The sequence below is a fragment of the Nonomuraea sp. NPDC049400 genome, from assembly GCF_044466425.1.
Lineage (GTDB): Bacteria > Actinomycetota > Actinomycetes > Streptosporangiales > Streptosporangiaceae > Nonomuraea.
This window is the reverse complement of record NZ_JBITMP010000040.1, coordinates 60363-82761: the sequence shown is the minus strand read 5'-3', so window position 1 is coordinate 82761 and position 22399 is coordinate 60363. Positions and strand designations below refer to the sequence as shown.

At 67.2% G+C, this 22399-nt stretch carries 27 protein-coding genes, 1 tRNA gene and 1 pseudogene; 18 read left to right on the top strand and 11 right to left on the bottom strand.

From position 1 onward, the window contains the following. Positions 1-46 precede the first annotated feature (46 nt). A complete protein-coding gene (gene rlmB, locus ACIBVN_RS43240) occupies positions 47-1009 on the top strand; it encodes a 23S rRNA (guanosine(2251)-2'-O)-methyltransferase RlmB (protein ID WP_397146111.1) in 963 nt (320 codons plus the stop codon). Positions 1010-1029: 20 nt separating this feature from the next. After that, positions 1030-1102 (top strand) — tRNA-Thr (locus tag ACIBVN_RS43235). A gap of 427 nt (positions 1103-1529) precedes the next feature. On the opposite strand, the gene ACIBVN_RS43230 is transcribed toward ACIBVN_RS43235, so the two are convergent. Continuing rightward, complete coding sequence (locus ACIBVN_RS43230) at positions 1530-2258, bottom strand: ArsR/SmtB family transcription factor (RefSeq protein ID WP_397146110.1); 729 nt, start codon at positions 2256-2258, stop codon at positions 1530-1532. Between the two features lie 66 nt (positions 2259-2324). On the opposite strand from ACIBVN_RS43230, the gene ACIBVN_RS43225 reads away from it, so the two are divergent. From ACIBVN_RS43225 to ACIBVN_RS43215, 3 genes are all read left to right on the top strand, one after another. Beyond that, positions 2325-2981, top strand: a complete 657-nt coding sequence (locus tag ACIBVN_RS43225) for a flavin reductase family protein (protein ID WP_397146139.1) — start codon at positions 2325-2327, stop codon at positions 2979-2981. Positions 2982-3064: 83 nt separating this feature from the next. Beyond that, entirely contained in the window at positions 3065-3424 is a 360-nt protein-coding gene (locus ACIBVN_RS43220) for a hypothetical protein (protein ID WP_397146109.1), read from the top strand. A gap of 144 nt (positions 3425-3568) precedes the next feature. After that, positions 3569-3913, top strand: coding sequence for a cupin domain-containing protein (locus tag ACIBVN_RS43215; protein ID WP_397146108.1), 345 nt, complete (start codon positions 3569-3571; stop codon positions 3911-3913). Between the two features lie 511 nt (positions 3914-4424). Here ACIBVN_RS43215 and ACIBVN_RS43210 read toward each other — a convergent pair. Together ACIBVN_RS43210 and ACIBVN_RS43205 are read right to left on the bottom strand one after the other, a co-directional pair. Further along, a complete protein-coding gene (locus tag ACIBVN_RS43210) occupies positions 4425-4637 on the bottom strand; it encodes a hypothetical protein (RefSeq protein ID WP_397146107.1) in 213 nt (70 codons plus the stop codon). Positions 4638-5397: 760 nt separating this feature from the next. Further along, positions 5398-5976 (bottom strand): dienelactone hydrolase family protein, encoded by a 579-nt coding sequence (locus tag ACIBVN_RS43205; protein ID WP_397146106.1) that lies wholly within the window; start codon positions 5974-5976, stop codon positions 5398-5400. Positions 5977-6031: 55 nt separating this feature from the next. Here ACIBVN_RS43205 and ACIBVN_RS43200 point away from each other — a divergent pair, with 55 nt between their 5' ends. Beyond that, the gene (locus ACIBVN_RS43200; protein WP_397146105.1) at positions 6032-6604 is read left to right on the top strand and encodes an ArsR/SmtB family transcription factor; all 573 of its coding nucleotides are present in this window, start codon (positions 6032-6034) and stop codon (positions 6602-6604) included. Positions 6605-6892: 288 nt separating this feature from the next. On the opposite strand, the gene ACIBVN_RS43195 is transcribed toward ACIBVN_RS43200, so the two are convergent. Beyond that, positions 6893-7306, bottom strand: coding sequence for an AAA family ATPase (locus ACIBVN_RS43195; RefSeq protein WP_397146104.1), 414 nt, complete (start codon positions 7304-7306; stop codon positions 6893-6895). A gap of 35 nt (positions 7307-7341) precedes the next feature. Here ACIBVN_RS43195 and ACIBVN_RS43190 point away from each other — a divergent pair, with 35 nt between their 5' ends. From ACIBVN_RS43190 to ACIBVN_RS43160, 7 genes are all read left to right on the top strand, one after another. Continuing rightward, the gene (locus tag ACIBVN_RS43190; protein ID WP_397146103.1) at positions 7342-8373 is read left to right on the top strand and encodes a protein kinase; all 1032 of its coding nucleotides are present in this window, start codon (positions 7342-7344) and stop codon (positions 8371-8373) included. 11 nt (positions 8374-8384) lie between these two features. After that, positions 8385-8582, top strand: coding sequence for a hypothetical protein (locus ACIBVN_RS43185; protein WP_397146102.1), 198 nt, complete (start codon positions 8385-8387; stop codon positions 8580-8582). Positions 8583-8672: 90 nt separating this feature from the next. Beyond that, positions 8673-9245, top strand: a complete 573-nt coding sequence (locus tag ACIBVN_RS43180) for a GNAT family N-acetyltransferase (protein WP_397146101.1) — start codon at positions 8673-8675, stop codon at positions 9243-9245. A gap of 1133 nt (positions 9246-10378) precedes the next feature. Beyond that, positions 10379-11650 carry an ABC transporter substrate-binding protein gene (locus tag ACIBVN_RS43175; RefSeq protein ID WP_397146100.1) on the top strand — a complete coding sequence of 424 codons (1272 nt, stop codon included), beginning with the start codon at positions 10379-10381 and terminating at the stop codon, positions 11648-11650. Between the two features lie 235 nt (positions 11651-11885). Then, on the top strand, positions 11886-12221 hold the full coding sequence (locus ACIBVN_RS43170; RefSeq protein ID WP_397146099.1) for a hypothetical protein: 336 nt from the start codon (positions 11886-11888) through the stop codon (positions 12219-12221). Positions 12222-12574: 353 nt separating this feature from the next. Continuing rightward, positions 12575-12829, top strand: a complete 255-nt coding sequence (locus tag ACIBVN_RS43165; protein ID WP_397146098.1) for a hypothetical protein — start codon at positions 12575-12577, stop codon at positions 12827-12829. A 66-nt stretch (positions 12830-12895) separates the two neighbouring features. Continuing rightward, entirely contained in the window at positions 12896-13279 is a 384-nt protein-coding gene (locus tag ACIBVN_RS43160; RefSeq protein WP_397146097.1) for a VOC family protein, read from the top strand. 198 nt (positions 13280-13477) lie between these two features. On the opposite strand, the pseudogene ACIBVN_RS43155 reads toward ACIBVN_RS43160, so the two are convergent. Continuing rightward, a pseudogene (locus ACIBVN_RS43155) lies at positions 13478-13690 on the bottom strand (TetR family transcriptional regulator C-terminal domain-containing protein); the annotation flags it as partial. 17 nt (positions 13691-13707) lie between these two features. Here ACIBVN_RS43155 and ACIBVN_RS43150 point away from each other — a divergent pair. Beyond that, positions 13708-14127, top strand: a complete 420-nt coding sequence (locus tag ACIBVN_RS43150) for a lipase family alpha/beta hydrolase (protein ID WP_397146096.1) — start codon at positions 13708-13710, stop codon at positions 14125-14127. Here the strand turns inward: ACIBVN_RS43150 and ACIBVN_RS43145 are convergent. Further along, positions 14096-14611 carry a MarR family winged helix-turn-helix transcriptional regulator gene (locus ACIBVN_RS43145; protein ID WP_397146138.1) on the bottom strand — a complete coding sequence of 172 codons (516 nt, stop codon included), beginning with the start codon at positions 14609-14611 and terminating at the stop codon, positions 14096-14098. The two genes, ACIBVN_RS43150 and ACIBVN_RS43145, sit on opposite strands and share 32 nt — an antisense overlap. 115 nt (positions 14612-14726) lie before the next feature. Between ACIBVN_RS43145 and ACIBVN_RS43140 the strand changes: the two genes are divergently transcribed. Both ACIBVN_RS43140 and ACIBVN_RS43135 read left to right on the top strand, forming a co-directional pair. Further along, positions 14727-15071, top strand: coding sequence for a multidrug efflux SMR transporter (locus ACIBVN_RS43140; RefSeq protein WP_349446602.1), 345 nt, complete (start codon positions 14727-14729; stop codon positions 15069-15071). A 38-nt stretch (positions 15072-15109) separates the two neighbouring features. Next, positions 15110-15430: a DMT family transporter gene (locus ACIBVN_RS43135; RefSeq protein ID WP_397146095.1), complete on the top strand. Its 321-nt coding sequence runs from the start codon at positions 15110-15112 to the stop codon at positions 15428-15430. A 23-nt stretch (positions 15431-15453) separates the two neighbouring features. On the opposite strand, the gene ACIBVN_RS43130 is transcribed toward ACIBVN_RS43135, so the two are convergent. Continuing rightward, positions 15454-15798, bottom strand: coding sequence for a sensor histidine kinase (locus ACIBVN_RS43130; RefSeq protein ID WP_397146094.1), 345 nt, complete (start codon positions 15796-15798; stop codon positions 15454-15456). Between the two features lie 573 nt (positions 15799-16371). Between ACIBVN_RS43130 and ACIBVN_RS43125 the strand changes: the two genes are divergently transcribed. Further along, complete coding sequence (locus tag ACIBVN_RS43125; protein ID WP_397146093.1) at positions 16372-16587, top strand: hypothetical protein; 216 nt, start codon at positions 16372-16374, stop codon at positions 16585-16587. Positions 16588-16668: 81 nt separating this feature from the next. On the opposite strand, the gene ACIBVN_RS43120 is transcribed toward ACIBVN_RS43125, so the two are convergent. The 4 genes from ACIBVN_RS43120 to ACIBVN_RS43105 form a co-directional block, all read right to left on the bottom strand. Continuing rightward, complete coding sequence (locus tag ACIBVN_RS43120; RefSeq protein WP_397146092.1) at positions 16669-18273, bottom strand: GMC oxidoreductase; 1605 nt, start codon at positions 18271-18273, stop codon at positions 16669-16671. Positions 18274-18280: 7 nt separating this feature from the next. Further along, entirely contained in the window at positions 18281-18787 is a 507-nt protein-coding gene (locus tag ACIBVN_RS43115; RefSeq protein WP_397146091.1) for a carboxymuconolactone decarboxylase family protein, read from the bottom strand. Continuing rightward, complete coding sequence (locus ACIBVN_RS43110) at positions 18784-19842, bottom strand: dihydrodipicolinate reductase (RefSeq protein ID WP_397146090.1); 1059 nt, start codon at positions 19840-19842, stop codon at positions 18784-18786. The genes ACIBVN_RS43115 and ACIBVN_RS43110 overlap by 4 nt, the downstream gene beginning before the upstream one ends. A 1150-nt stretch (positions 19843-20992) precedes the next feature. After that, on the bottom strand, positions 20993-21751 hold the full coding sequence (locus ACIBVN_RS43105; RefSeq protein ID WP_397146089.1) for a class I SAM-dependent methyltransferase: 759 nt from the start codon (positions 21749-21751) through the stop codon (positions 20993-20995). A gap of 72 nt (positions 21752-21823) precedes the next feature. Between ACIBVN_RS43105 and ACIBVN_RS43100 the strand changes: the two genes are divergently transcribed. Beyond that, positions 21824-22393: a CGNR zinc finger domain-containing protein gene (locus ACIBVN_RS43100; protein ID WP_397146088.1), complete on the top strand. Its 570-nt coding sequence runs from the start codon at positions 21824-21826 to the stop codon at positions 22391-22393. Positions 22394-22399 lie beyond the last annotated feature (6 nt).

Here is a 22399-nt window from a genome sequence, read left to right as displayed (position 1 = left end):
CCGAGCGTGGGATTCAGCGCCCGTCGGCCCGAGTACCCTTGTTGGCATGGCAGCAGGCGGTAGGGCTTCGGGCAGGCCCGCGAAGAAGAAGGGCCCGTCCAAAGGCACCGGGGGGCAGGGCCGCCGGTCGCTCGAGGGCAAGGGCGCGACACCGCCTGCCGAAATGCGTCATTGGTACAAGGACAAGGCCCGCGGCGAGCGCCTCGCCCGCGAGGAGCGCGGTGGCGCACGGCGTACCGCACCGGCGCGGCAGAGGCGCTCCGAGGATGCGCCCGAATACATCGGCGGCCGCAACCCGGTGCTCGAGGCCCTGCAGGCGGGCGTGCCGTCCAACGCGCTCTACGTCGCCCAGCGCGTCGACAACGACGACCGCGTACGCGACTCCATCAGGATCGCGGCGGAGCGCGGGATCGCCCTGCTCGAGGTCACCCGCGACAAGCTCGACCGCCTGACGGAGGGCGCCGTCCACCAGGGCATCGCGCTCCAGATTCCCGCCTACGACTACGCGCACCCGTCCGACCTGGTGGAGCTGGCGCACGAGGCCGCCGAGATCCCCCTGATCGTCGCCCTCGACTCGGTCACCGACCCGCGCAACCTCGGCGCCATCGCCCGCTCCGCCACCGCCTTCGGCGCCCACGGCCTCCTCATTCCCTCCCGCCGCTCGGCCGGCGTGACGGGCGGGGCCTGGAAGACCTCCGCGGGCACCCTCGCCACCATGCGCGTGGCCCGCGCGGCCAACCTGACGGCGGCCCTGCGGGAGTACCGCGAGGCCGGCCTGTTCGTGATCGGCCTCGACGGCGCCGGCGACGCTGACCTCGAGGACGTCGAGCTACTGTCCGAGCCGCTCGTGGTGGTCGTGGGCTCCGAGGGCAAGGGCCTTTCGCGGCTGGTCCGGGAGCAGTGCGACGTGGTGACCCGCATTCCGATGCAGGCGGCTGCCGAGTCCCTCAACGCGGGGGTGGCGGCCGGGGTGGCGCTGTACGAAGTCGCTCGTCACAGGCGTCGCTAGCGTCTACACTGGTAGGCCGTGCCGACGTAGCTCAATCGGCAGAGCATCTGTCTTGTAAACAGAAGGTCAGGGGTTCGATTCCCCTCGTCGGCTCGCAGCTCAAAGGCCCCTTCCGATCCTTGGAAGGGGCCTTTTTGATCTCCGTACAGCAGCGCCGAACAGCAACCGTTCCGCTCGTCACATGCCGAAGCCATCGTCGGGGAGTCCATGTGTCAGGGGAGCGCACTTGTGCTCGTTGATCGAGAGGCCAGCCTGTTCTAGGAGAGGTTCGGGCGCATGGTCAGAGCGGAACACCAAGTCGACCCCCGCGGGTGCGAAGCTCAAGCCTGTCGGGCGAGTCATTCGGGGCTGTATGCCAACGACAGCCTGCCTTGTTCAACGATGCCCTGATCTTCCTCAACGTCATGTGAGAGGGATAGGCGGTGAGCACGTTCGTTCCTGTCGCGGGAAGCGCCGTGCCGACCGTTCGCCTCGACAGCCCGGGACCTCGCCCAGCCAGGTCCGGAGCCGTTCTGGGCGGTCAACCGCTGGGGACAAGGGCCGCGTCTGGCAGGTCGAGGTGGTCGTGGAGTGCGGTGCGGCCGGCTGGGCTGAGCGTGATGATCCGGCTCGGGCCGCCCTCGGTCAGCCAGCCGGCGGCGACCATGTGGCCGTACAGCGCCGCGCCGAGGGCTCCGGCCAGATGAAGGCGCTGTTCCGTCCAGTCGAGGCAGGTGCGGATGTGCGGCTGCCAGCCGGGAGGCGGCGTGTCCTTCGCGATGCCGGTCTCGGCCAGCCAGGCGATGCCCCGCTCGGTGAGCCTGGGACCGTACTCCCAGGTCAGCAACTCGCGTGCGGTCATCCCGTCGGCGATCGCGACGGCCAGCGAACCGGCCAGGTGGTCGTAGCAGACCCGCGCGTGGTTCAGCGCGCGGCGGCGGTTGGCGTCGGCCAGCGAACGTACGGGCGCGGGGCGCCGGGGAGCGCGTGCGGCGAGGTTCTCGATCATTTCGGCGGTGTCGGCGCCGGCGAGCCGCAGGTAACGATGGCGGCCCCGGCGCTCCTCGGCCAGCAGCCCGCCGGCGACGAGCAGGTTGAGGTGTTCGGTGGCCGTCGAGATGGCCACTCCCGCGTAGCGCGCCAGCTCGGTGACCGTCCAGGCGTGGCCGTCCAGCAGGGCGAGGCAGAATGCCGCGCGGCTGCGATCGGCCAGCAACCCGGCCAGCGCGGCGACGTCGGGATGACCGTCGGGCATGTCACGGCTGCTCATCACCCCATCCTCGCAAAGCGACATTTCGGGATCGGCCGAAACGTCCGCCATCTACGGTTGCCGGCCATGACCACCGAAACGCATGACCGCACTGCCGAGACCGTGGGCGACCACGTGGTGATCGCCCCGAGCATTCTCTACTTCGGGACGCCAGTCGCCCTGCTGACCACCGAGAACGACGACGCTACCGTCAACCTCTCGCCGATGTCGTCCGCCTGGGCCTTGGGCCAGGTCGTGGTCCTCGGACTGATGAAGTCCGGGCAGACGGCGCACAACCTGACCGCGCGCCCCGATGTGGTGATCAATCTGCCGGCGCCGCACCAGTGGCAGGCCGTCGAGCGCCTGGCCCGCCTCACCGGCCGCAATCCGGTACCGATCGAGAAGCAGGAGCTCTACCGGTACGAGAGCGCCAAGTTCGAAGCGGCCGGGCTGCGTCCCGAGCCGTCAGACCTCGTCCGGCCGCCCCGTGTGGCGGGTTGCCCGCTGCAGCTGGAAGCCCGCGCCGAACGCGTCCGGCCCGATGCGACCGATCGGTTCCTCATCGTCGAGACGCGGGTGTTGCGGGTGCACGCCGCCCCCTCCATCGTCGTTCCCGGCACCGACCACGTGGATCCGGCCGCGTGGAGTCCGTTGATCTTCAATTTCCGGCACTACCACGGCCTCGGTCCCGAGCTGGGTCACAGCTTCCGTTCGGAGACGGCCCGGCGACGGGTGTCTGGATAGAGTTCGCTGATACGTGGAGGCTGGCGGCGTCGGCCATTCCCTGCTCGAAACTTTGCCGTCCTCCCATGTGATCAGCGCCGCCCATGGACCCCGCCAGCCCGTTCGCGTGCCTGCTGATCGGCCAGCCGACCTTGCGCCGCAAGATCGAGCTCGGCGTGTTGGCCGCGCTCGATCAGCGCATCGCCGTCCGCGACCACATGAACGGCATGACCAGCCAGGAGACCATCGACTACCTACGTCACCACCTCGCCCTGGCCGGCCGCACCGAACCGCTGTTCACCGACGACGCGGCCGCGCTGATCCACACCGCCAGCCGCGGCTACCCCCGCGCGATCAACAACCTGGCCATCCAGGCTCTACTGGCGACCTTCATCGCCGACAAGACCATTGTCGACGAATCGGCCGCCCGCGCTGCTGTCAATGAAGTCATCGCCACAGAGTGACACCGTGCTGCCCCGAAGAAGATCGTCCACTATCCCCCGCTTCGGATCACATGAGCACAATGTTCACATGATTGGTCCCTCAAGAGGACCAATTGTCATGTATTGGCTCTGTCATCAGGCCACTATGAGGACAAGGATCGTGGCATGACGACACAACACGAAGATCTTGCTGCGGTCTCGGTGCCTGAGGCCATCGCCGCGCTCCCAGGGCCCTTCCAGCAGCACAATCTGGCGATGGTGAACGACACCACCGTTGTTCGCCTGGCTCGATTGGAGGGCGAGTTCCCCTGGCATTACCACGATGAGGACGAGCTCTTCTTGTGCTGGGACGGCAGCTTCGAGATCCAGTTGGAGGGGCAAGACCCGGTGGTGCTGAAGGCAGGCGAACTGTTCGTCGTTCCCAGGGGAATGCGACACCGTCCCGTTGCCGACAAGACCGCTCATGTCCTGCTCATCGAGCACCCAGACACCAAGCAGTACGGGAACTGACGCAACGCGCCCCAAGGCCCGGTCTGATCCAGCCCACCCTCAAGGCCCTTCGAGGTTTAAGGACGTCTTCTAGCCGCGCCCGCAGAGGCCGACGACAACCCAACCCCGACGGGCATGATGCACATCAGGCTGTCAGTCTGCACACCAAAACCGGCGACGGACGCTGCCACGCCTGCTCATGACGGCACCCCCGCCCGCTGGCCGCAGTCATTGCAGCGATTCGGGCCGGTGGTCATGCGGTGTCGCCGGTGGGCAGGGTGCGCGGCGACCTGATCCGTCGGTCCTTGCCATCGGATGAGATGGCTGATCGAGTACGCCCCATGTGCGGCGGTCACGTTGGCCTGCGTATCTGCCGCCAGTTGAAGGACTACGCCAGCCGGGACGCGTCATGATGCGAGATTCGCCGGCCTACTGGTGAGCACATGGTCGGCGAAGCACACGATGGCGAGTTGTCGCTCGTGGAGGGCGCCGGCCTCCCAGATCCGGCGTTCGAGCCGAACGCCCTGCTCGTTCAGGCAAGCTGATGAAAGAGCCACTCGTCGCCCCGGTCGGCGCAGTCGAGCAGGGCATCCCGATAACCAGGCAGCTGCTGTTCCAGCGCGAGCTCAACCGGCCGCCGTTCTGGAGGCGGCGGTTCATCCTCACCCCAGATGATCACCATGTCGAGGTCTGAGGTAGTGGTGAATCCGGTGAACACGGATCCTTGGCCGTAGGCGAAGTCCATCGTCCCGCAACGTGCGAAGGCCCTCACTACGCCTCGCGCCACCTGCTCGGCCGCGTGACCCGTAGATCCCTGCACGGGAGTATCCAAGCACGAGAGGGGGCATTGATCACGCAGCTCAGCTCAACCGGCCACTCAGCAAGGTCGGCGCCACTCGAAAGATCCAAAGGGATGATGCGCTCGCTGTGCTGTACAGCGGGACGTACAGCACTGCCGTCATACTCGACCGCATGTCACCGCCTCACGATCACCCCTTGAGCAGGGCGGGATCCCGCTGGCGAGTTGGCTCCCCTGCCCTTGTAAACAGAAGGTCAGGGGTTCGATTCCCCTCGTCGGCTCTGGAACTGAAAGGCCTCTGACAGGCATTACGCCGTCAGGGGCCTTCTGCTTTCCGATCTTCAACCGGGGTCTTCGGCGCCTCCGGGAGCCACCGGGGTCTGTCTCCCCAGGAGAGCGCTGGAGATGGCTTCGGTCGCGGTCCGGCGGTCGCCCTCCAGCGGTGCCCGTAGATGGCCTTGGTGATCGCAATGCTGGCGTGCCCGAGGACTTCGGAAACCGTCGTAGACGAGGGCTGCGTGCGCCCGGCCTGCCCGGACCCGGCGTTCCTTATCGGCCCGGTTCTGCGCCGCGGACCGGCCCTGCCCGACGCCCCCGGCGTGAAAAGACATGCACCAGCAGCCGCCCCACACTCCGTTGTGGCGTTCAACCAGCCGCGCGAAGTCGGGCCAGGTGGTCTCGTTCAAGGGCTGTACCCGCAAGCTCGTCATGCAACGGACCTCAGGAACGCCAGCGTGCGGGAAAGCAGCAGTGCGGCGGCGTCCGGGTCGTAGGACGGCAGCGTGCGATCGGCGAAGTAGTGCTGGTCGCCGGGGTAGAGGAACAACTCGCCCTGCCCGGCCGACATGACTACCTCCCGGGCGAAACCGAGGTCGCCCTCGCCGACGAAGACGGGATCGGCGTCCATGCCATGCACCTGGACCGGCACGCCGTCCGGCCAGGCGTCGCCGAACTCCGAGAGTGGCACACAGGCGTAGTACAGCAGCGCGCCCTGCGCGCCCGGCCGGGTCTGAGCCAGCTTCTGCGCGCAGAGCACGCCGACCGAGAAGCCGGCATAGACCAGTGCGGCGGGCAGGTGCTCGACCGCTCGGGTGCCGCGCTCGATCACCGCACCGAAGCCGACCTTCTGGGCGTAACCCATCCCCTCCTCGATGCTGGCGAACCTGTGGCCCTCGAAGAGGTCCGGCGTGTGGACGGTGTGCCCGGCCTGGCGCAGTTCGTCGGCGAACTCGGTGACGCCTTTCGTTAGCCCCAGCATGTGATGGAACAGAACAATGTCGGCCATATCTCCCCCGGCGTCACCTGGCAACACGAATGAACCGGAAATGTAGTATATTCGGGTGTCTTCGATCAATACCGGCTTTCCCGATTACGACCTCGAGGAACGCAAGGTCGTCACCGCGCCTCACGAGCTGCGTGCCATCGCCGACCCGTTCCGGGGCATCCTCCTCGACCTGCTCCTCGAGCGAGCCGCCACGGTCAGCGAACTCGCCCAGGCTGTCGGCCGCCCGAAGAGCACCGTCGCCCACCACGTCAAAGTGCTCCTCGATGCCGGATTCCTGCGGGTAGTGCGCACCCGCCGAGTGCGCGCGATCGAGGAGAGCTTCTACGGGCGCACCGCACGCAACATCTACGTCGGCAAGGTACGCCCCGAGGACGTGACCCCACCACCCTGGCCGAACGAACTCGCGGACGCCGCCGAGGAGTCCATGCCCGCATACCTCGCCGATCGGATGCGGGCGCTGCGCCACCACGTCAGCATTTCCGAGCGGCAGGCCGCAGAGTTCTGGGAACGTGTCATCGCCCTGCTCAACGAGTTCGACCAGCTACCCCGCGAGGGAGACATACCCTACTCGTTCGTCGTCAGCCTCTACCCGGCCGAGCATCCCACCCTGCCGCCCGCCGCACCGTGAACGGCACCTCTCCGCGGCGTGCCCGACCGTCCGTTCACCCGATCGTGGCCATCGAGTGGAGGTCGGCGTCGATCATGTCGATCAGGAGGACAACCGGTGAGCAGCCCGCACAGGCGGTCGGGGTCGGCGGCGACGCCGGCCCCGCGGCGACAACCGGTAGTGGATCTCCGGGCCGGGCCCTCGTCGAGTTGATCAACCAGTGCGCTCAAGAAGAGACTGACCCGGAGCGGCATCCGACGGCCCGGCAAACGCCCGGAACCCTCGGTTTCCCGGCCTGGAGGTGTGTCTTCAGTCCTGCAGAATCGTGAGCTCCCCTTCGCCGACGGGCTCCTCGAAACCGGCAAGGTACCTGTTGAGAAGATCCTCGGACACGGTCACAGAGTTGGCCCCGTGCAGCTTGTTGCGAACGGCGAGCCGCTGACGCAGCGTCTCAGGGCTCGCCTTGAGATAGATCAGCTCCCACTGACATCCATGGCTCTCGATCAGGGCCTTGTAGTGGTCGCGAGTCGCCCGGCGCCAGAAACTGTAGTCCAAGACCACCGGTCGGCCGGCTTCCATCAGGTCCACGAGCCGCCTCTTCAAGGTTTCCTCGGCAGCCGCCTTGTGGTTCTCGTACTCTGCCGGGTCGAACTCGGCGCCGTCACGCCCGAATTGCGCCCAGATCGCTTCATCGATCGACAGCCGGACATAGCCGCGCCGCACTGCACGAGCACCTCGACACACAGGGACCGCTGCCGGTGGAGCGCGCCGCACAGCTCGCCGCGGGGCTGCTGGCAGCCCTCGGCGCGGCGCACCAGGCGGGCATCGTGCACCGCGACATCAAGCCGGCCAACGTCATGCTCTCCACGGATGGCAGGGTGCTGCTCACCGACTTCGGGATCGCGGTCCACACCACCGACACCACCCTGACGACCACAGGGATGCTCATCGGCTCACCCGAGTACATGGCCCCCGAACGGTTACGCGGCACCGACGGGCTCCCCGCCAGCGACCTGTTCTCCCTCGGCGCGACCCTCTACCAGGCCGTCGAGGGCGTCTCACCGTTCCGCCGCGACACCCAGCCGGCAGCGCTGACCGCGGTCCTGCTGGAAGAGCCCCCGCCGCCACGACGGGCGGGCCGGCTCGCGCCGCTCATCACCCGGCTACTCGACAAAGACCCGCACAACAGGCCGACTGTCGAGCAGGCGCCGACCATGCTCGGTGAGCAGCAACCGGGCCGGGACCGCACCAAGATCCTCCCACCTGGGGAGGTCCCCGTGCAGGTGTGGCAGCGCAAAGGCGTCGCGGTGATGATGGCGATCATCTTCGCGCTCGGTGTCCTCGGCCTCACGAACTCCCTCGGTATCTTCGGCCTCACCGACGTCGGCGACCCCTGGAGGTACATCAGGCACATAGTGGTGGAACACCAGACCTGGGGCGTTGACGATGCCTGGAGCGTTGCCCTGGCAGTCGTCCTCATCGCCGACATCGGTCTGGCCGGCTTGTTGTGCGCCCAGGTCGCCCGGTTCTTGGCGCCGGTCGCGGGTAAGACCGTTGCCATCATCGGGGGTGCCGTCGGGTTCCTCGCCGGTGTCGGCGCCGTGTTTTTCGCTTTTGACGGCATCGCCGTTCTTCTGGCGATCATGGACACCAAGCGTGGCGACAGAATCTGGGTGATCCCGTTGATCGTGATCACTCTCGTCATGTTCCTCATGGGGGGCTGGGCCTGGGAGTCGAGGAAGACCTGGCACCTATGGGAATTCCAGAAGGGGGGATCACCCTCGTCATAGGGCCACCCGGCGTGAAGCCGATGATCGCCCGCCGAGGTTCTGGGCATGGCTCCGGCCTGGGCGTCCACCGCTGGGTGATCGAGCAGACCATCGCACTGCTGCACTGGTTCGGTCGTCTGCGTATCCGCTGGGAGATCCGCGATGACATCCACGAGGCCTTCATGGCCCTCGGCGCCGCCATCATCTGCTGGCGGCGCCTCGCCCGCTGATCATTGTGTTGGAGGTCCTTAGTCGTGAGGACCGGACCGGGATCGATATTCGGTGGTCTGCCCGCCCCCTGAGGACGCAAGATGAGGCGCATGACTTTGGCCACCCCCATACTGCACACCGCTCGCCTGCGACTGCGCCCCTTTGCCGACGCCGACGCGGACGCCCTCTTCGCGCTGCACAGCAGCACCTACGTGATGCGCTACTGGGACTCCCCGCCGTGGACCGAACGGGCCCGCGCCGAGCGCTTCATCATGATGTGCCGGAAGATGGCGGACGAAGGCACCGGGGCGCGGGTGGCCATCGACCGTGTTTCTGACGGGGCCTTCGTCGGCTGGTGCTGTCTGACCGGATGGAACCCGGACTACCGCAGTGCGTCACTGGGCTACTGCCTCGATGAGGCGATGTGGGGCCACGGCTTCGCGACGGAGGCCGCGCACGCGTTGCTGCGGTGGGCATTCGACACGCTGGACCTGAATCGTGTTCAGGCCGAGGCCGATACGCGCAACGTGGCATCTGCCCGGGTTCTGGAGAAGATCGGATTCGTACGTGAAGGGACGTTGCGGGAAGACTGCATCGTAAACGGCGACGTGTCCGACTCGTGGGTGTTCGGGTTGCTCAGGCGAGAGTGGCAGCCGTCGGCCGTGCCGATTCCAGCCTGCTGAAAGCTCCGAACCACCCGAGCAATGGGTGGAGCGCTCCTCGAAGCGAGGAGCTTCGTCGTTCCCGTCCCGGCTGCCCGATCCGTGGCAGCTACCGGGAGAGGGGAGAGGAAGGGGCGAGGCGGTCGCTGACCCAGCGCCGGCGTTCCGCCGAAAGGCGGCGAGCAGCCATAGCCCTATCCAGAAGATCTGGATCGAACCCATGCGCCGCCATGTGGTCGAGAAGAGGTTCATATCGATCCAACCGATCACGCAAGAGCTCTGTGGCCAACCGCAGTTCCAGGCGCACTACAGGAACACGATGCGAGCCACACGTGACCAAGACGAAGTGCTGCCACGGGCCACGGCCAATGCACTCCATCCCGTCGGAGTCGGACTCCTGCTCAACCGTGCTGATCTCTAAATGGACCCCGTTCACCTCGTACCTAGCGAAATACTGCGAACTCTCGGGGAGCCAAGATGCCGCATACAGACAGGGAAAGGACGAGAGAGCGGCAGCGAACGTGTCCACGTCCTCCCGCCGAGCCACCAAGAGGTCAACGTCTCCGACAGGAAGACGAACACCTTGCAGCAGAGCGGCACCTGTGCCACCTACGCGGTACGTCGGGTCGGCCCCCACAGCCTTCAGGGCGGTGAGCGTCGTCTCCAACGCCGACGTTACGTCCTCTAGCTGCAGAAATGCCCCACTGTCTCCCATGGCGATCAGCGTACTCATCATGAGCCTCCAAGGTCAGGGCTCTGGTTGTCGGGCCATCAGCAAGAGCTACGACCTGCGCTGCCCCATGAACCCGCAGGTCGTGGATTGGGCAGGGGTCCCAGGTCCGAGGTGGTACGGCCGGAAGCTGTCGCGGAAGCATGTCAGACAGGACTAAACGCCCACTTAAGACACGGAACAACTTCCCCGGCCAGTTCCTCCACCCCAATAACTTCCGACAACTTCACTCCCCCCGGTAACCTTGCGGGATTCTTTGAGTCCGGTGGAGAGTCGTCGTGGGCCCCGATGTTCGTCATGCCGATCAGTGCGCTCGGGTTGATCTTCGATCTCTTCCTGACCGGATGGAAGTACCTGATCCGTGGTGTGACCACCCCGGGACGGAAGCAGGTCCTGCACCCCCCAACCCCCAGGAGGTAGAGCCGTGGGCTCTGGCAAGAAGATGTGGACGGCAGTCTTACTGGCCACTGCCGTGCTGCCGATCACCGCGGCGTGCGGCGGCGAAGGCGCCAGTGGCGAGATCAAGTTGCGCTTCTCCTACTGGGGCAGCGCCGCTCGGCAGCAGATGACCCAAGAGGTGATCAAGAGGTTCGAGGCGAAGAACCCGAACATCGACATCGAGGAAGAGTTCACCGACTTCGGCAGCTACTACGAGACGCTGGCCACGAAGGTCGCGGGCGGCGAAGCGCCTGACGTCATCACCCTCGAGATCCGCGGACTGCGCGAGTACGCCGACCGCGGCACGCTGACCGATCTGGCCAGCAAGGTCAACACCGCCGACATCGACGGCAAGGTGCTGGCCACCGGTGCCGTCGACGGCAAGCAGTACGCCATCCCCACCGGCGTCAACGCCTGGTCCCTGGTCGTGGACCCGAAGGCGATCAAGGACGCGGGGCAGCAACTACCCGACGACACCGCGTGGACCTGGGAACAATACGTCGACTTAGCGGCGAAGATCACCGCAAGGACCGGTGGCAAGGTCTACGGCACGCAGCAGAGCTTCAACCCGGCTTTCCTGCAGATCTTCGCCGCTCAGCGGGGTGAGTCCTTCTACAAGGGCAACAAGATCGGCATCTCGCCCAGCACGCTCAAGGCGTGGTGGGCCGTCCACCGGAAACTGATCAACACCAAGGGCTCTCCTGACGCCGCCAAGAGCGTCGAGCTCGGGGCACTGGGCGAGGACCGGTCGCTGTTCGCCACCGGCACCGGCGCGATGGGCATGTGGTGGAGCAACCAGCTCGGCGCCATCGCCAAGAAGTCGGGCAAGAACGTGGACCTGCTCCGGATGCCGAAGCTGCCGGGCGCCGCCACCGGCGGCATGTTCCTGCAGCCCGCGATGTTCTACACCGCCTCGTCGAAATCCGCGCACGCGGCGGAGGCCGCCAAGTTCATCGACTTCATGATCAACGACCCGGAGGCGGGCCAGGTCATCCTCAGCGACCGCGGCCTGCCGGCCAGCTCCAAGGTGCTGGCGGCGGTCAGGGACAAGCTTCCTGAGTCCGACAAGAAGACGTTGGCCTTCCTCGACGAGATCAAGGGCGAGCTCACGGACGCGCCCGCCGCCCCGCCGAAGCACGCGAGCGCCATCGAGACCATCCTCAAGCGGTATACGAACGAGGTTTTGTTCCTCCGGATGTCCCCTGACGATGCCGCGCAGAAGCTCATCACGGAGGCCAACGCCCTCATCGCAGGCTGATAAAGCGACATGTCGCACGCGTTCGTCGGGGTCGGGCACCGCGCGTAAACGTACGTCGACGTGCTGCTTGGGGAACGGCGCCCATCAGGGGGTGTGCTGGTCATGCGCACCCCCGGAATGCCCTCAATCACCCGGTCGGGTCAGGCGACCATGAGCGCCTGACCAACGCGGCGAGCCTGAGCGGTCAACGCATTAGTCTGATTCCGGGACGACTCGGATGGAGGCGTGGACGCAGATGAGCCAGACCGATCCGCACATCCACGTCGAGCAGAAGGTGGTGCAGGCCGGGGCCGCCGTCCGCAACGCGATCGTGTCGACGTTGGGCTTCGTGCCCGACGCGCCGAGTGTCGTCACCACCGGTTGCGGACTCCAGGTGCCCTATGCGATGACCTCTCCTCGTCCGGAAAGCGTCACCTGCCTCGCCTGCCGGGAACACGCTCACCAGGAGCACCTGCGCTTCGCCGACCAGGTCGAGCGGTGGAGCCGGATACCTGGCATGCCCTTCACCGGCGAGCAGGCGGCCGAGGCCGCGCAATGGGCCCGGGATCTCGCGAAGAGGTTCTCCAGATAGTGCGGTGACCATGCCTTCGGCCTGGTTGCGTCCTGGCCGCGGAACGGTCGCTGATCGTCGCCGCGGCTGAGCCGGGATCCCCGTCCGAGGTGCTCGTGCACGGCGCCCCTGAGCCGCCGGAGTCAGGGTTGGTCCGGTGCGCGCGGGACGAGCAGGCCCCGGTTGAACGCCTCGGTGACGGCGGCGGCGCGGTCGCCGACGCCGAGCTTGCAGGTACCCAGCCTTGATCTTGTACCGGCGGGTGGTCGCATCGCACCGGTCGGCCCACGCCCACCAGGGCGGCCCATGCGGCGTGAGGCTGCTGCTGTACGTGGGGGCGCTCGACTATGGTCGCGCCATGCAGATCCCCGAGCTTGCAGGCGATATCGGTCCTCTTCTCCATCGACCCCGCGGCGGGTGAGGCGTATATCAGCCTTTACGCGGACGGGGAGGAGATCACGTACATCAGGCGGCTGCGGCGTCTCGGGAGGCTGTCGGTTGAGCGCGGGCGATCCGGCTACGAAGGGCTGAAGCTGTGGTTCTCGGAGGACTACAAGGAGCCGGTTGTGCTCCAGACAAAGCCCACGATCCGGCTCTCATGGGACGTGAAGCCCCTCGGTGAGTGGTAGCCATCGGCTGCTTACCGCCATGGGCAAGGTGAATGGGATGGGGAATCGATGGGGCAGGATAGGCCCATGGTCTCAATGGTGCAGAATGTGGCGATCGACTGTGTGGATGCCTATGAGCTCGCCCGGTTCTGGAGCGAGGTGACCGGCTGTCCCATGCATCCCGAGGACCGGCCTGGGGATGAGGAGACGCAGGTCCTGCTGCCGCAGGGGCCACTGCTGCACTTCAACCAAGTGCCGGAGCCCAAGACGGTCAAGAACCGGCTCCATCTCTGCCTGCGACCGGAGACCTCGCGCGAGGCGGAAATCGACCGCCTGCTGGGTCTCGGCGCCACCTTCGTCGCCGACCGGCGCAACTCCGATGGCACGGGCTGGGCCGTTCTCGCTGACCCCGAGGGCAACGAGTTCTGTGTCCTCCGCAGCGAGTCCGAGCGGGCCGCGACGACCCCCTGAGGCGCTGTTTCTGGCAGCCGGTCACGGTCGCCTGGGGCAACGAGTCCTTGCGGGGCGCAGGGCGTGCCGACGACCACCGAACCAGCTGGACTGTTGTTCGCGGCCCCTGCGAAGAACACCTTCCGCCGAACGGAAAACGCTTCAGGCAGGGGTCACCCGGGTCCTGAGGTGATCATCGCGTGCGCGGGCGAGGTGGTCTCATGGGAGGCCGCAGGTGAGGTCGTGTTCCAGCGTGCGGGCGTAGGACTCGACGCCGGCCACGATGTCGATCATGTCGGGGTCGAGCAGCCACTGGGTCTGCAGGCCGTCGAGGACGGCGATGATCTCTGCCGCCTTGGCCATGGGGTCGGTGTTCGCGCGGGTGAGGCCGGCGGCCTGCGCGGAGCGGTGGCGAGAACGTCGCCAACGCCGAAGCCATCGGTAACCTGGTGACGCAGGTACGGCAGGAGCACGGCGGCGGGAAGGTCAGCCTCGTCGGACACAGCATGGGAGGGCTGTCGGCGCGGCACTACCTGAAGTTCCTCGGCGGCGCCGATGCGACGCTGAGCTATGTCTCGATGGGCACCGGGCAGCTCGGCTACTGGCCCGCTTGCCTCCTGCCGGCGAACCAGGGCGGGCAGATGTGCCCCACCAGCACCTTTCTGAGCCACCTCAACAGCGGCGACCCGACACCCGGCCCGGTCCGTTACACGCTGCTGGCGAGTTCGCTCGACGAGACGCGTGACGACGTCATCGGCGGCGTGTGGTGCACGGCCGAGTTCCCAGCGGTGGCGCATGCCGACGAGCCGAAGTCGCAGGTGTTCGTCGACGGGGTCATCAGCGCTCTGGACGGTCGATGCCCGTCCTGACCTCCGGCGGGGCCGGTTGTGAGTTGGTCCAGAACAGGGGACGGGCGGTGGTCAGGAGGGTGCTGATCAGCGGGTTCTGCTGGGCGGCTTCGTCCAGGGCGGCCGGCAGAATCCGCGCATAGGTGCTCCGCGCCTCGTGGTGGCGGGCGCGGCCGGCATCGGTGATGACGGTGTAGACGCCCCGCTTGTCGTCGGGGCACAGGTCGCGGTACGTGAATCCGGCGGCGTTCAGCCGGCTGACCAGGCGGGTCACCGAGCTCTGGTTGAGCCCGAGGCGGCTTGCCAGGTCCTGCATGCGAAGTTCGCCGTCGTCGGCGCCGGCCAGGAGGTCGAGGGCGCGGTACTCGGACAGGCCAAGGCCGTGCTGGCGCTGGAGGGCGGTGCCGAGGCGGTGCTCGACGTGCGCGTACAGGGTCAGCAGCTGGCTCCACATGAGCGCATCCCCGGTGTCGCTGTTCGGGGCGATCTGCGCGGCTGACGACATCACGTGGTCTCCTTCGCCGGACGATTCAGACTGATTGACACAAGCTTACTTGTACATGCATATTCTTTCGAGTCCAAAAGAACTTGCATATACATACAAATAGGGAGCTGCTTCAATGGCCTGGATTTATCTGCTGATCGCCTCGGTCTTCGAGGTGGTGTTCGCCCTGGCCACCAACGCCACCAACGGCTTCACCGAGCTCGGCCCGTCCCTCCTCACCGCCGGGGCCGCCGCCGGCGGCATCTTCTTCCTCAGTCAGGCACTGAAAACGCTGGACGTGGGCGTCGGCTACACCGTGTGGACAGGCATCGGCTCGGTCGGCACGGTGGTGCTCGGCACCGTGATCTTCCACGAGTCGATGAACATCTGGAAGGCGCTCGCCTTCGTCCTGATCATCGGCGGCGTTCTGGGGCTCAAGCTCGCCGACAAGCTCACCAAGAAGCAGCCCGTCGCCGGCTGACCGGCCCAACACCCATTCCGAAGAAGGAGCACACCGTCATGGCCTGGTTCTATCTGTCGCTCGCCATCGTCTTCGAGATCGCCTTCGCGCTCGGCACCAACGCCACCCAGGGCTTCACGAAGCTGTGGCCCTCGGTCTTCACTCTGCTGGCCGCAAGCGGCGGCATCTTCACTCTCAGCCTGGCACTGAAGACGCTGGACGTGGGCGTCGGCTACACCATCTGGACCGGCCTGGGCTCCATCGGCACCGTCATCCTGGGCGCGCTGATCTACAAGGAGAGGATCACCCTGCCCAAGGTGCTGTCTTTCGCCGCCATCATCCTCGGCGCCATCACCCTCAAGCTGGCCGCCGGGGTCTGACCACGGTCGCGTGCTTCAGCGAGTCATCTGAGCGCTCGGGGAGGGACGATGCCGCTGACGGTGGTCCCCCCGCCGGGCACGCCGTTGACCGTGAGGTCCCCGCCCATTTCGGCAAAGTACGCCTTCATCGCGCTCAGCCCTCGACCGGTCGTCCCAGGGGAGAAGCCGCACCCGTCATCGCTCACCGTCAGCCGCAGGCCGCTCTTTCCCAGCGTGAGGGCGATCGAGACGGTACGGGCGCGACTGTGCCTCTCGACGTTGGCCAGCGCCTCGCGCACCGCCGCGTACACGTTACGGGCGACGGCATCGGGAATGTCGCCCTTGGGCAGGGCCCACACCTCCACGGCGATGCCCGTACTCGCTGACAACTCCGCCAATCGGCGCTCTAGCGTTTGCTGAAGGGTCTTGGCTTCCAACAGGCGAAGGTCGTCGTGCAACTGCTTTCTCCCCGCTTCCCCGCGGGCGTCTCGCTGCCCGCAGTCCGACTGGAGGTGAGCATGTCAGGCCGTGCCGTCAATCTGGTTACAAGTCGCTATCCTGCCCCTGGCGTCCCTTATGTACGGCCACTCGACGACATGCCCAGGGGGCTCCAGCGTAGCCCCGGGACGAGTTCCCTTTCCTGTTCTTTGCCGTACTCTAGGCGCTGTATTGAAACGGCCGGGGAAGTGCGGTCCGAAATTCCGGCAGCGGCATGAATGTCTGGAGCGAGGGATCGCGTCGGCCCTGGGGTGTAATACCGTGTTTCGCGGGTGGTGTGGATAATCGCGAATATGCGGCGATGCGGCGGTAACAATGCTTTGCCGCCGGCTGGGACATTCCGGCTGGTGCCGCGATTAATCTGAGTGATGTCCAGCGCCGCATCGGCGTATCCCGAGACCCGGAACCGACTCTCGTCATCCCCGTGAACCGGGGTTGGGTCCTCACTCAGGGAGTGATCTCTGATGCTCAAGCGTTTGCTCCTCGGCGTCGCGCTGGCGGCGTCCACGCTCTTCGTCACCGGGACCGTCACCGGCACCGCGCAGGCCTCCAGCCCTGACGTCTGCGCGCCGGCCCAGCGCCTCACCACCACGGCCCAGGACTGCAAGTGGAGAGATGATGACTGCTATTACTGCTACACCTACCGGACCGCAACCTGGGAGCGCCAGTATTGCCGGTAGCCGCATCGGTTAGTCCCGACGGACGACCGCAGCCCCGCGAAGCGCTGTAATCGCGGGGCTGCCCGCGGGCGCGCTCTGGTGTCAAAGGTCGGCGGCTATGATTCTTTCGATGTTCCGTTCGGCCAGCGCGGTGATGGTGACGAACGGGTTTACCGAGGTGTTGCCGGGGATCAGCGCGCCGTCGATGACGTACAGACCGGGATAGGCGGTCAGGCGGCCGTAATTGTCGGTGGCCTTGTTCAGCACCGCGCCGCCGAGCGGGTGATAGGTGAGGTGGTCGCCCCAGATCTTGTAGACGCCGAATAAGTCGGTACGGTAGATCGTCCCCTCCTTCGCGTTGATTTTGTCGAAGATGGTCCTGGCCATGTCGATGGACGGTTGTTTCCAGGACGTCTGCCAGCTCAGATCCACCTTGCCGGTGGCGGCGTTCCAGGAGAACTGGGCGCGGTTCGGGTTGTTGGTTATCGACAGATAGAACGAGGCGTAGGTCTCGATCCCGGTGGGCAGCGGGGCGACTTCGGCGAAGGCGCCGCCCGCGGTCCAGTTGTCGATGCCGGAGCACGGGATGGCCGACTGGAGTGCGCCGGTCGGGTCCCACATGTGGTTGGCGCGGCCGCACATGACGTTGCCGTTGTCGCCCCAGCCCTTGCCGATCTCGTTGTTCAGGCTGGGGAGCGCGCCGGTGGCCTTCAGCTTGACCAGCAGCTTGCTGGTGCCCACGCTGCCGGCGGCGAAGAACACGCGGTCCGCGGTCACGGTCTTGGTGGCCGTGGTGTCGCCACCGGTGTTCAGCTGGTCGATGACGACCGTGTAGCCGCCGCCGGTCGTCGGGCTTACCGAGGTGACCTTGTGCAGGGACGAGATGGTGACCCTGCCGGTGGCCTTGGCCTGGGCGAGATACGTTTTCTGCAGCGATTTCTTGCCGTGGTTGTTGCCGTAGAGGATTTCGCCGGCCAGCGCGGACTTGGTGACCGTTCCCGCGGCTTCCTGCTTCATGTAGTCCCAGTCGTACACGTCGGGCACGAAGACGAACGGGAAGCCGGAGCGCTGGGCGTGCTTGCGGCCGACGCGGGCGTATTGGTAGCAGTCGGTGGTGTCGAACCAGGCCGGGTCCACGGTGGCGGTGCCGAGGGCGGCGTTCGCGCGGGGGTAGTACGTGTCGTACATTTCCGCGGGGTTCACGGACGGGAGGACGGCGGCGAAATTGGCGCGTTTCGGGGTGACCGCCATGCCGCCGTTCACCAGCGAGCCGCCGCCGACGCCGCGGCCCTGGTAGACCGTGATGCCGCTGAAGTCCTCCGCGTCCAGGATCCCGGTGTAGCGGGGGATGTCCCGGTCGATGGGGAAGCCGAGGAAGTAGTTGAGCGGGGCCTTCGTCCTCGTACGGAGCCAGTAGGAGCGGTAGTCGGGCGTGCGCGTGTTGCAGAAGATCTTGCCGTCGGAGCCGGGGGTGTCCCAGGCCATGCCCATCTCGACCATGTGCACGTCGACGCCCGCCTGGGCCAGCCGCAGGGCGGCGACGGAGCCGCCGTACCCGGTGCCGATCACCAGCACCGGGACGTGGGCCCCGTTCGCGATCGGGCCCGCCGCGGCGGCGGGCTCGCCGAGGGCCACCACCCCCAGGACGGAACCGGCTCCGGCGAGGAATCCGCGGCGAGAGATGCCGCCCGAGGGGTTGCTGCTCATGTGGTCCTCACTTCCTGGGCTGAGGTGTGGGTGAGGAGCCGCCGGTCAGCGTGCAGGCGGTGTCGAGGCCCAGCACGTGGTTGAGGCGGCCGAAGGCCAGCCATGAGCCGAGGCACATGCTCAGCTCCACGATCTCGAGCTGGCTGTAATGCGCGGTCATCCGCGCCCAGAACTCGTCGTCCAGTCCGTGGTGGTCGAGGGCGTAGCGCTCGGCGTACTCGGCGGCCAGCCGGGTGCGCTCGTCGAACGCGTCGGTGGTGCGCCACCGCGTCACCGCCTCCGCGAACTCCTCCTCGACCTTCTCCCCGTCGCGTTCCGTGCGCCAGTCGAGGCAGAAGGTGCACCCGTTGATCTGGGCGATGCGCAGCCGAGCCGCCTCGAACTCGCGCAGCCCGAGCGTGCTGTGGGCGTACACCGACATCGAGAACTTCGAGGCGGCGACCCCGATGCCGGGCACCATCTCGCCCCAGACGTACGCGATCGGGTCCTTGCCCTGGGGGATGTCGATGTTCACGGCCGGTTCCCTCCGAGTCTGCCGGGGTGCAGCGGGACGTCGAGCGCGTCGTACAGTCCTGGCTCCACCTCGGCGAGCCAGTCGATGGCGCCCACCAGCCGGGCGACCGCGGTGGCGTTCCCGCCGGCGGAGCTGTTGCCGCCCTCGTCCGTGGCCTCGACCGTGACCTCGATGCGCGGGCTGCCCTCGATGATCACCCGGTGCGCGCCCACGCCGTTCGGGGGCGTCGGCCAGTCCGGCGCGCAGGAGGGGTGGATGCGGGTGACGTGCTCGATGACGATGCGGGGCGCGCCCCCGACGATGCCCTGCACCTCGAACCGCACCGCGCCCTGGGTCCCCGCCTCGAACTCGCCCACGGTGGCCTCGAGCGGGCGCCGGTCCCTGGTCTCGCGGATCTCGTCCAGCTCGACGCCGAGCGCCCTGGCCATCAGGCGTATCTGCCCGCCCCACACCATGGTGGGGACGGTCGGCGCGATCATGGGCGGCTCGTAGTCCATCGGCTGGCCCATGCCGACCAGGTACCGGACCGAGTCCGGCTGGTCGTACGTGGAGTAGTCGAAGATCTCCTGGCAGCGGATCGCGTCAATGGTGGTGCCGAGCCCGCTGATCAGCAGTGGCAGCACGTCGTTGCCCCAGCCGGGGTCGATCCCCGAGACGAACAGCGAGCCGCCGCCGTGCCCGATGGCGGCCAGCACCGGCTCGCGCAGCTCGGGCGGGGCGCCGCGCTGGTCGTAGAGCGCATACAGCGAGGGGGTGACGACTATGGTCCCCGCCCGGATCGCCCGGGTGACGTCAGCGAGCGCCTCGTCGGGGCGGAGGTCGCCGGAGGCCGCGTACACGACGGCCCGGGGGCTCGCGGCCAGCACCGCCTCGATGTCGTCGGTCGCCGCGACGCCGAGCTCGTGGCCGAGCCCGCCGAGCTCGCCGGCGTCCCGGCCGACCTTGCCGGGGTCGTGGACGAGTACGGCCCAGAGCGTCAGTCCCGGGTGGGCCGCGACGGCACGGATGGCCGCGCGGCCGACGTTGCCGGTGCCCCAGACGACCGTGGACATCATGGCCGGAGCGTAGCAAGCGCTTGGTTGACTGTATAGGGGTCACCCTCGTACGGCGCACAGCAGGCGGTTGTGCCCTGGTGCCCGGCTGTGCTCAAGTTGCTGCGTCGGCGCACACGACTTGCGCTTGCGCATCTGCTATATCGGTGTCGGCCACGAAGTTCACGGTCCATCCACTGCCGTCCGAGAATGGTTGGCTAAATGTGCCGTAGATGGGAGCGGCCGAGCCAAAGATCTTCCACCCGCCGCTCAGGGCCTTCTTGCCTGGCGAGCAAAATGCTTCTGCCCTGCAGATCTCACCACGATTGCAATGGACGGGCATTCCTGGTTTGGACTCCCAGCCAGAAATGCCACCGGGTCCCGCCGGTCCACGTGCTCCCGGCGGACCCTGTGGTCCGGTCGCGCCTTGTTTTCCCGGCGGGCCTTGAGTGCCGGTCGCGCCTTGTTTTCCGGGCGGTCCCTGTGGTCCCGCCGGTCCACGCGCTCCCGGCGGACCCTGTGGTCCGGTCGCGCCTCGTTTTCCAGGCGGTCCCTGTGGTCCGGCCGCGCCAGGGTCACCCTTCAGGCCTCGGGGGCCCTGTGAGCCGGCTGCGCCCTGTTTTCCCGGCGGGCCTTGTGGACCGGTCGCGCCTCGTTCCCCTGACGGACCCTGTGGCCCGGTCGCGCCCTGTTCTCCTCTCGGGCCTTGGAAACCGCGCGGGCCGGTTGCACCTCGTTCTCCCCGCAGCCCCCAAGGGCCAGTCGGACCTACGGGGCCCGGTGGACCAGGCGGACCTGAAAGGCAGCGACGGCAACGGTGGCGATGGCAACAATGTCTCCGGGAGGAACAGTTCCTCCCCCAGCAGCCTGCCTTTGCGCCGGCGAACGGTTTAGCCTCCTGCTCGACGGCGTTCGGTCGTTCTGTGGCGATACCTGCTTCACTGAAAGCGGGGGGCGATGAGAGCAGGACGGTGGCCGCGACTGTCGTCACGGCGGTGAAGGCCACGAAATGCGGGCAAGCGAATTTATCTCGCTTCTCTCTCTTGCGGGACACGCATATCACCTGCCCGCACCGTGAACGGGAAAAGCCGGTAAGCGGTTGACCGGATGGCAAACAGCCGTCAAAGAATGGTGACGCCGTATATATGTCAGAAAGCCGCTATTTAGGCGGGTGTCACCCTCGTACGGCGCACAGCAGGCGGTTGTTGCCCCGCTGCCAGAGCGTGCCGATCTCCGAGAAGCCGGCCTCCCTGAGTGCCTGGACGTGATCCGACAGGAGCCCGGACTCCGAGCCGTGGTGCGAGGCCCCGGCCGTGGTGCGCCGTTCCTCGTTGAGCTCGGCGAAGGCGGGGTCCGCCTCGACCGCGTCCCACCAGGCCCGCCAGCCCTCCGGCGGGTTCGCGCCGAACGTCCGCTCCGTCTCCCGGTCGTGAACGGCGTGCTCCAGGCGGGCGAGGGCCGGGGTGGCGTCGTCGGTGTCCATGTGGTCGCCGTTGAGCAGCAGCCCGCCAGGGCGCAGCACGGCCGCGACCTCTCCGTACACCGCCTTGAGGTCGGACGGGGAGATCCAGTGCAGCGCCGTCGTGCTGATCGCGGCGTCGGCGGGCCCGTCCAGCTTGAGCAGCTCCGTCCATCCTGTGGTGCGGAGGTCCGCGGAGACGAACGTGAGCTGCGGGTACGCGGCCCGCCCGAGCCCGAGCAGCAGGGGGTCGGCGTCCACCGAGATCACCTTCGCCTTCGGGAGGCGGTCGAGCAGCCGGGCGGACAGCGAGCCGGGGCCGCAGCCCAGGTCGATCACCACCGGATCCGGTCGTCCCAGCGCCTCGACGGCGTCGATCAGGGCGGTGAACCGCTCCTCGCGGTCCGGCAGGTAACCCTCCTGCTGGCGGTCCCAGCGCGCGATCCACCGCGATGCGGCATCGTGAGTGAGCACGAACGTCTCCTTGTGACTGTCATTTATGCTTTGGACAGTTACAAGCTAGAACATGAAGGTGTAACCGGTCAATTGGATTTCAACAGTCACACGGACGTGGTGGTCAGGGCGGCGGTGGCGCTCGTCAACGCCCTGACCCCAGGTGAGCAGCGGGGACGCGCCCATCCGGCGCCGGACAGGCCCGGCACCGCCGCCACCGAGGGCCTGCGTGCCGTCTATCCGGATCATCGAGAGGTCACCGAGCCTGAGGGCGCCGAGCTGGCCGAGGTGGCCGCCCGCCTGCGTGCGGTCTTCGCCGCGGTGGCCGACGGGGACATCGACACCGCGGCCACGCAGGTGAACGCCCTGCTGGAGGAGACCCACGCCAGGCCGATGCTCCAGCGGCACGACGGCGAGCCGTGGCACCTGCACTTCCACGGCCGCGGCGGCACCATGGCGGGCGACTGGGGGGCGAGCTGCGCCACCGGGCTCGCGATCGTGCTGGGCGGCGAGTTCAGCGACCGCCTGGGAGTCTGTACGGCGCCGCACTGCGACCGCGTCTACGTGGACGTGTCACGCAACGGCACCCGTAGGTTCTGCTCCACGGCCTGCCAGAACCGCGTCAAGACGGCGGCCTTCAGGGCGAGGGGCAAGGCTCAGTAAAGGCGC

Coding starts and splice junctions, on each gene's coding strand:
- rlmB (WP_397146111.1), top strand. CDS start 47: ATGGCAGCAGGCGGTAGGGCTTCGGGCAGGCCCGCGAAGAAGAAGGGC.
- ACIBVN_RS43230 (WP_397146110.1), bottom strand. CDS start 2,258: ATGAGCAGCCGTGACATGCCCGACGGTCATCCCGACGTCGCCGCGCTG.
- ACIBVN_RS43225 (WP_397146139.1), top strand. CDS start 2,325: ATGACCACCGAAACGCATGACCGCACTGCCGAGACCGTGGGCGACCAC.
- ACIBVN_RS43220 (WP_397146109.1), top strand. CDS start 3,065: ATGGACCCCGCCAGCCCGTTCGCGTGCCTGCTGATCGGCCAGCCGACC.
- ACIBVN_RS43215 (WP_397146108.1), top strand. CDS start 3,569: ATGACGACACAACACGAAGATCTTGCTGCGGTCTCGGTGCCTGAGGCC.
- ACIBVN_RS43210 (WP_397146107.1), bottom strand. CDS start 4,637: ATGGACTTCGCCTACGGCCAAGGATCCGTGTTCACCGGATTCACCACT.
- ACIBVN_RS43205 (WP_397146106.1), bottom strand. CDS start 5,976: ATGGCCGACATTGTTCTGTTCCATCACATGCTGGGGCTAACGAAAGGC.
- ACIBVN_RS43180 (WP_397146101.1), top strand. CDS start 8,673: ATGACTTTGGCCACCCCCATACTGCACACCGCTCGCCTGCGACTGCGC.
- ACIBVN_RS43170 (WP_397146099.1), top strand. CDS start 11,886: ATGAGCCAGACCGATCCGCACATCCACGTCGAGCAGAAGGTGGTGCAG.
- ACIBVN_RS43160 (WP_397146097.1), top strand. CDS start 12,896: ATGGTCTCAATGGTGCAGAATGTGGCGATCGACTGTGTGGATGCCTAT.
- ACIBVN_RS43145 (WP_397146138.1), bottom strand. CDS start 14,611: ATGTCGTCAGCCGCGCAGATCGCCCCGAACAGCGACACCGGGGATGCG.
- ACIBVN_RS43140 (WP_349446602.1), top strand. CDS start 14,727: ATGGCCTGGATTTATCTGCTGATCGCCTCGGTCTTCGAGGTGGTGTTC.
- ACIBVN_RS43135 (WP_397146095.1), top strand. CDS start 15,110: ATGGCCTGGTTCTATCTGTCGCTCGCCATCGTCTTCGAGATCGCCTTC.
- ACIBVN_RS43125 (WP_397146093.1), top strand. CDS start 16,372: ATGCTCAAGCGTTTGCTCCTCGGCGTCGCGCTGGCGGCGTCCACGCTC.
- ACIBVN_RS43120 (WP_397146092.1), bottom strand. CDS start 18,273: ATGAGCAGCAACCCCTCGGGCGGCATCTCTCGCCGCGGATTCCTCGCC.
- ACIBVN_RS43110 (WP_397146090.1), bottom strand. CDS start 19,842: ATGATGTCCACGGTCGTCTGGGGCACCGGCAACGTCGGCCGCGCGGCC.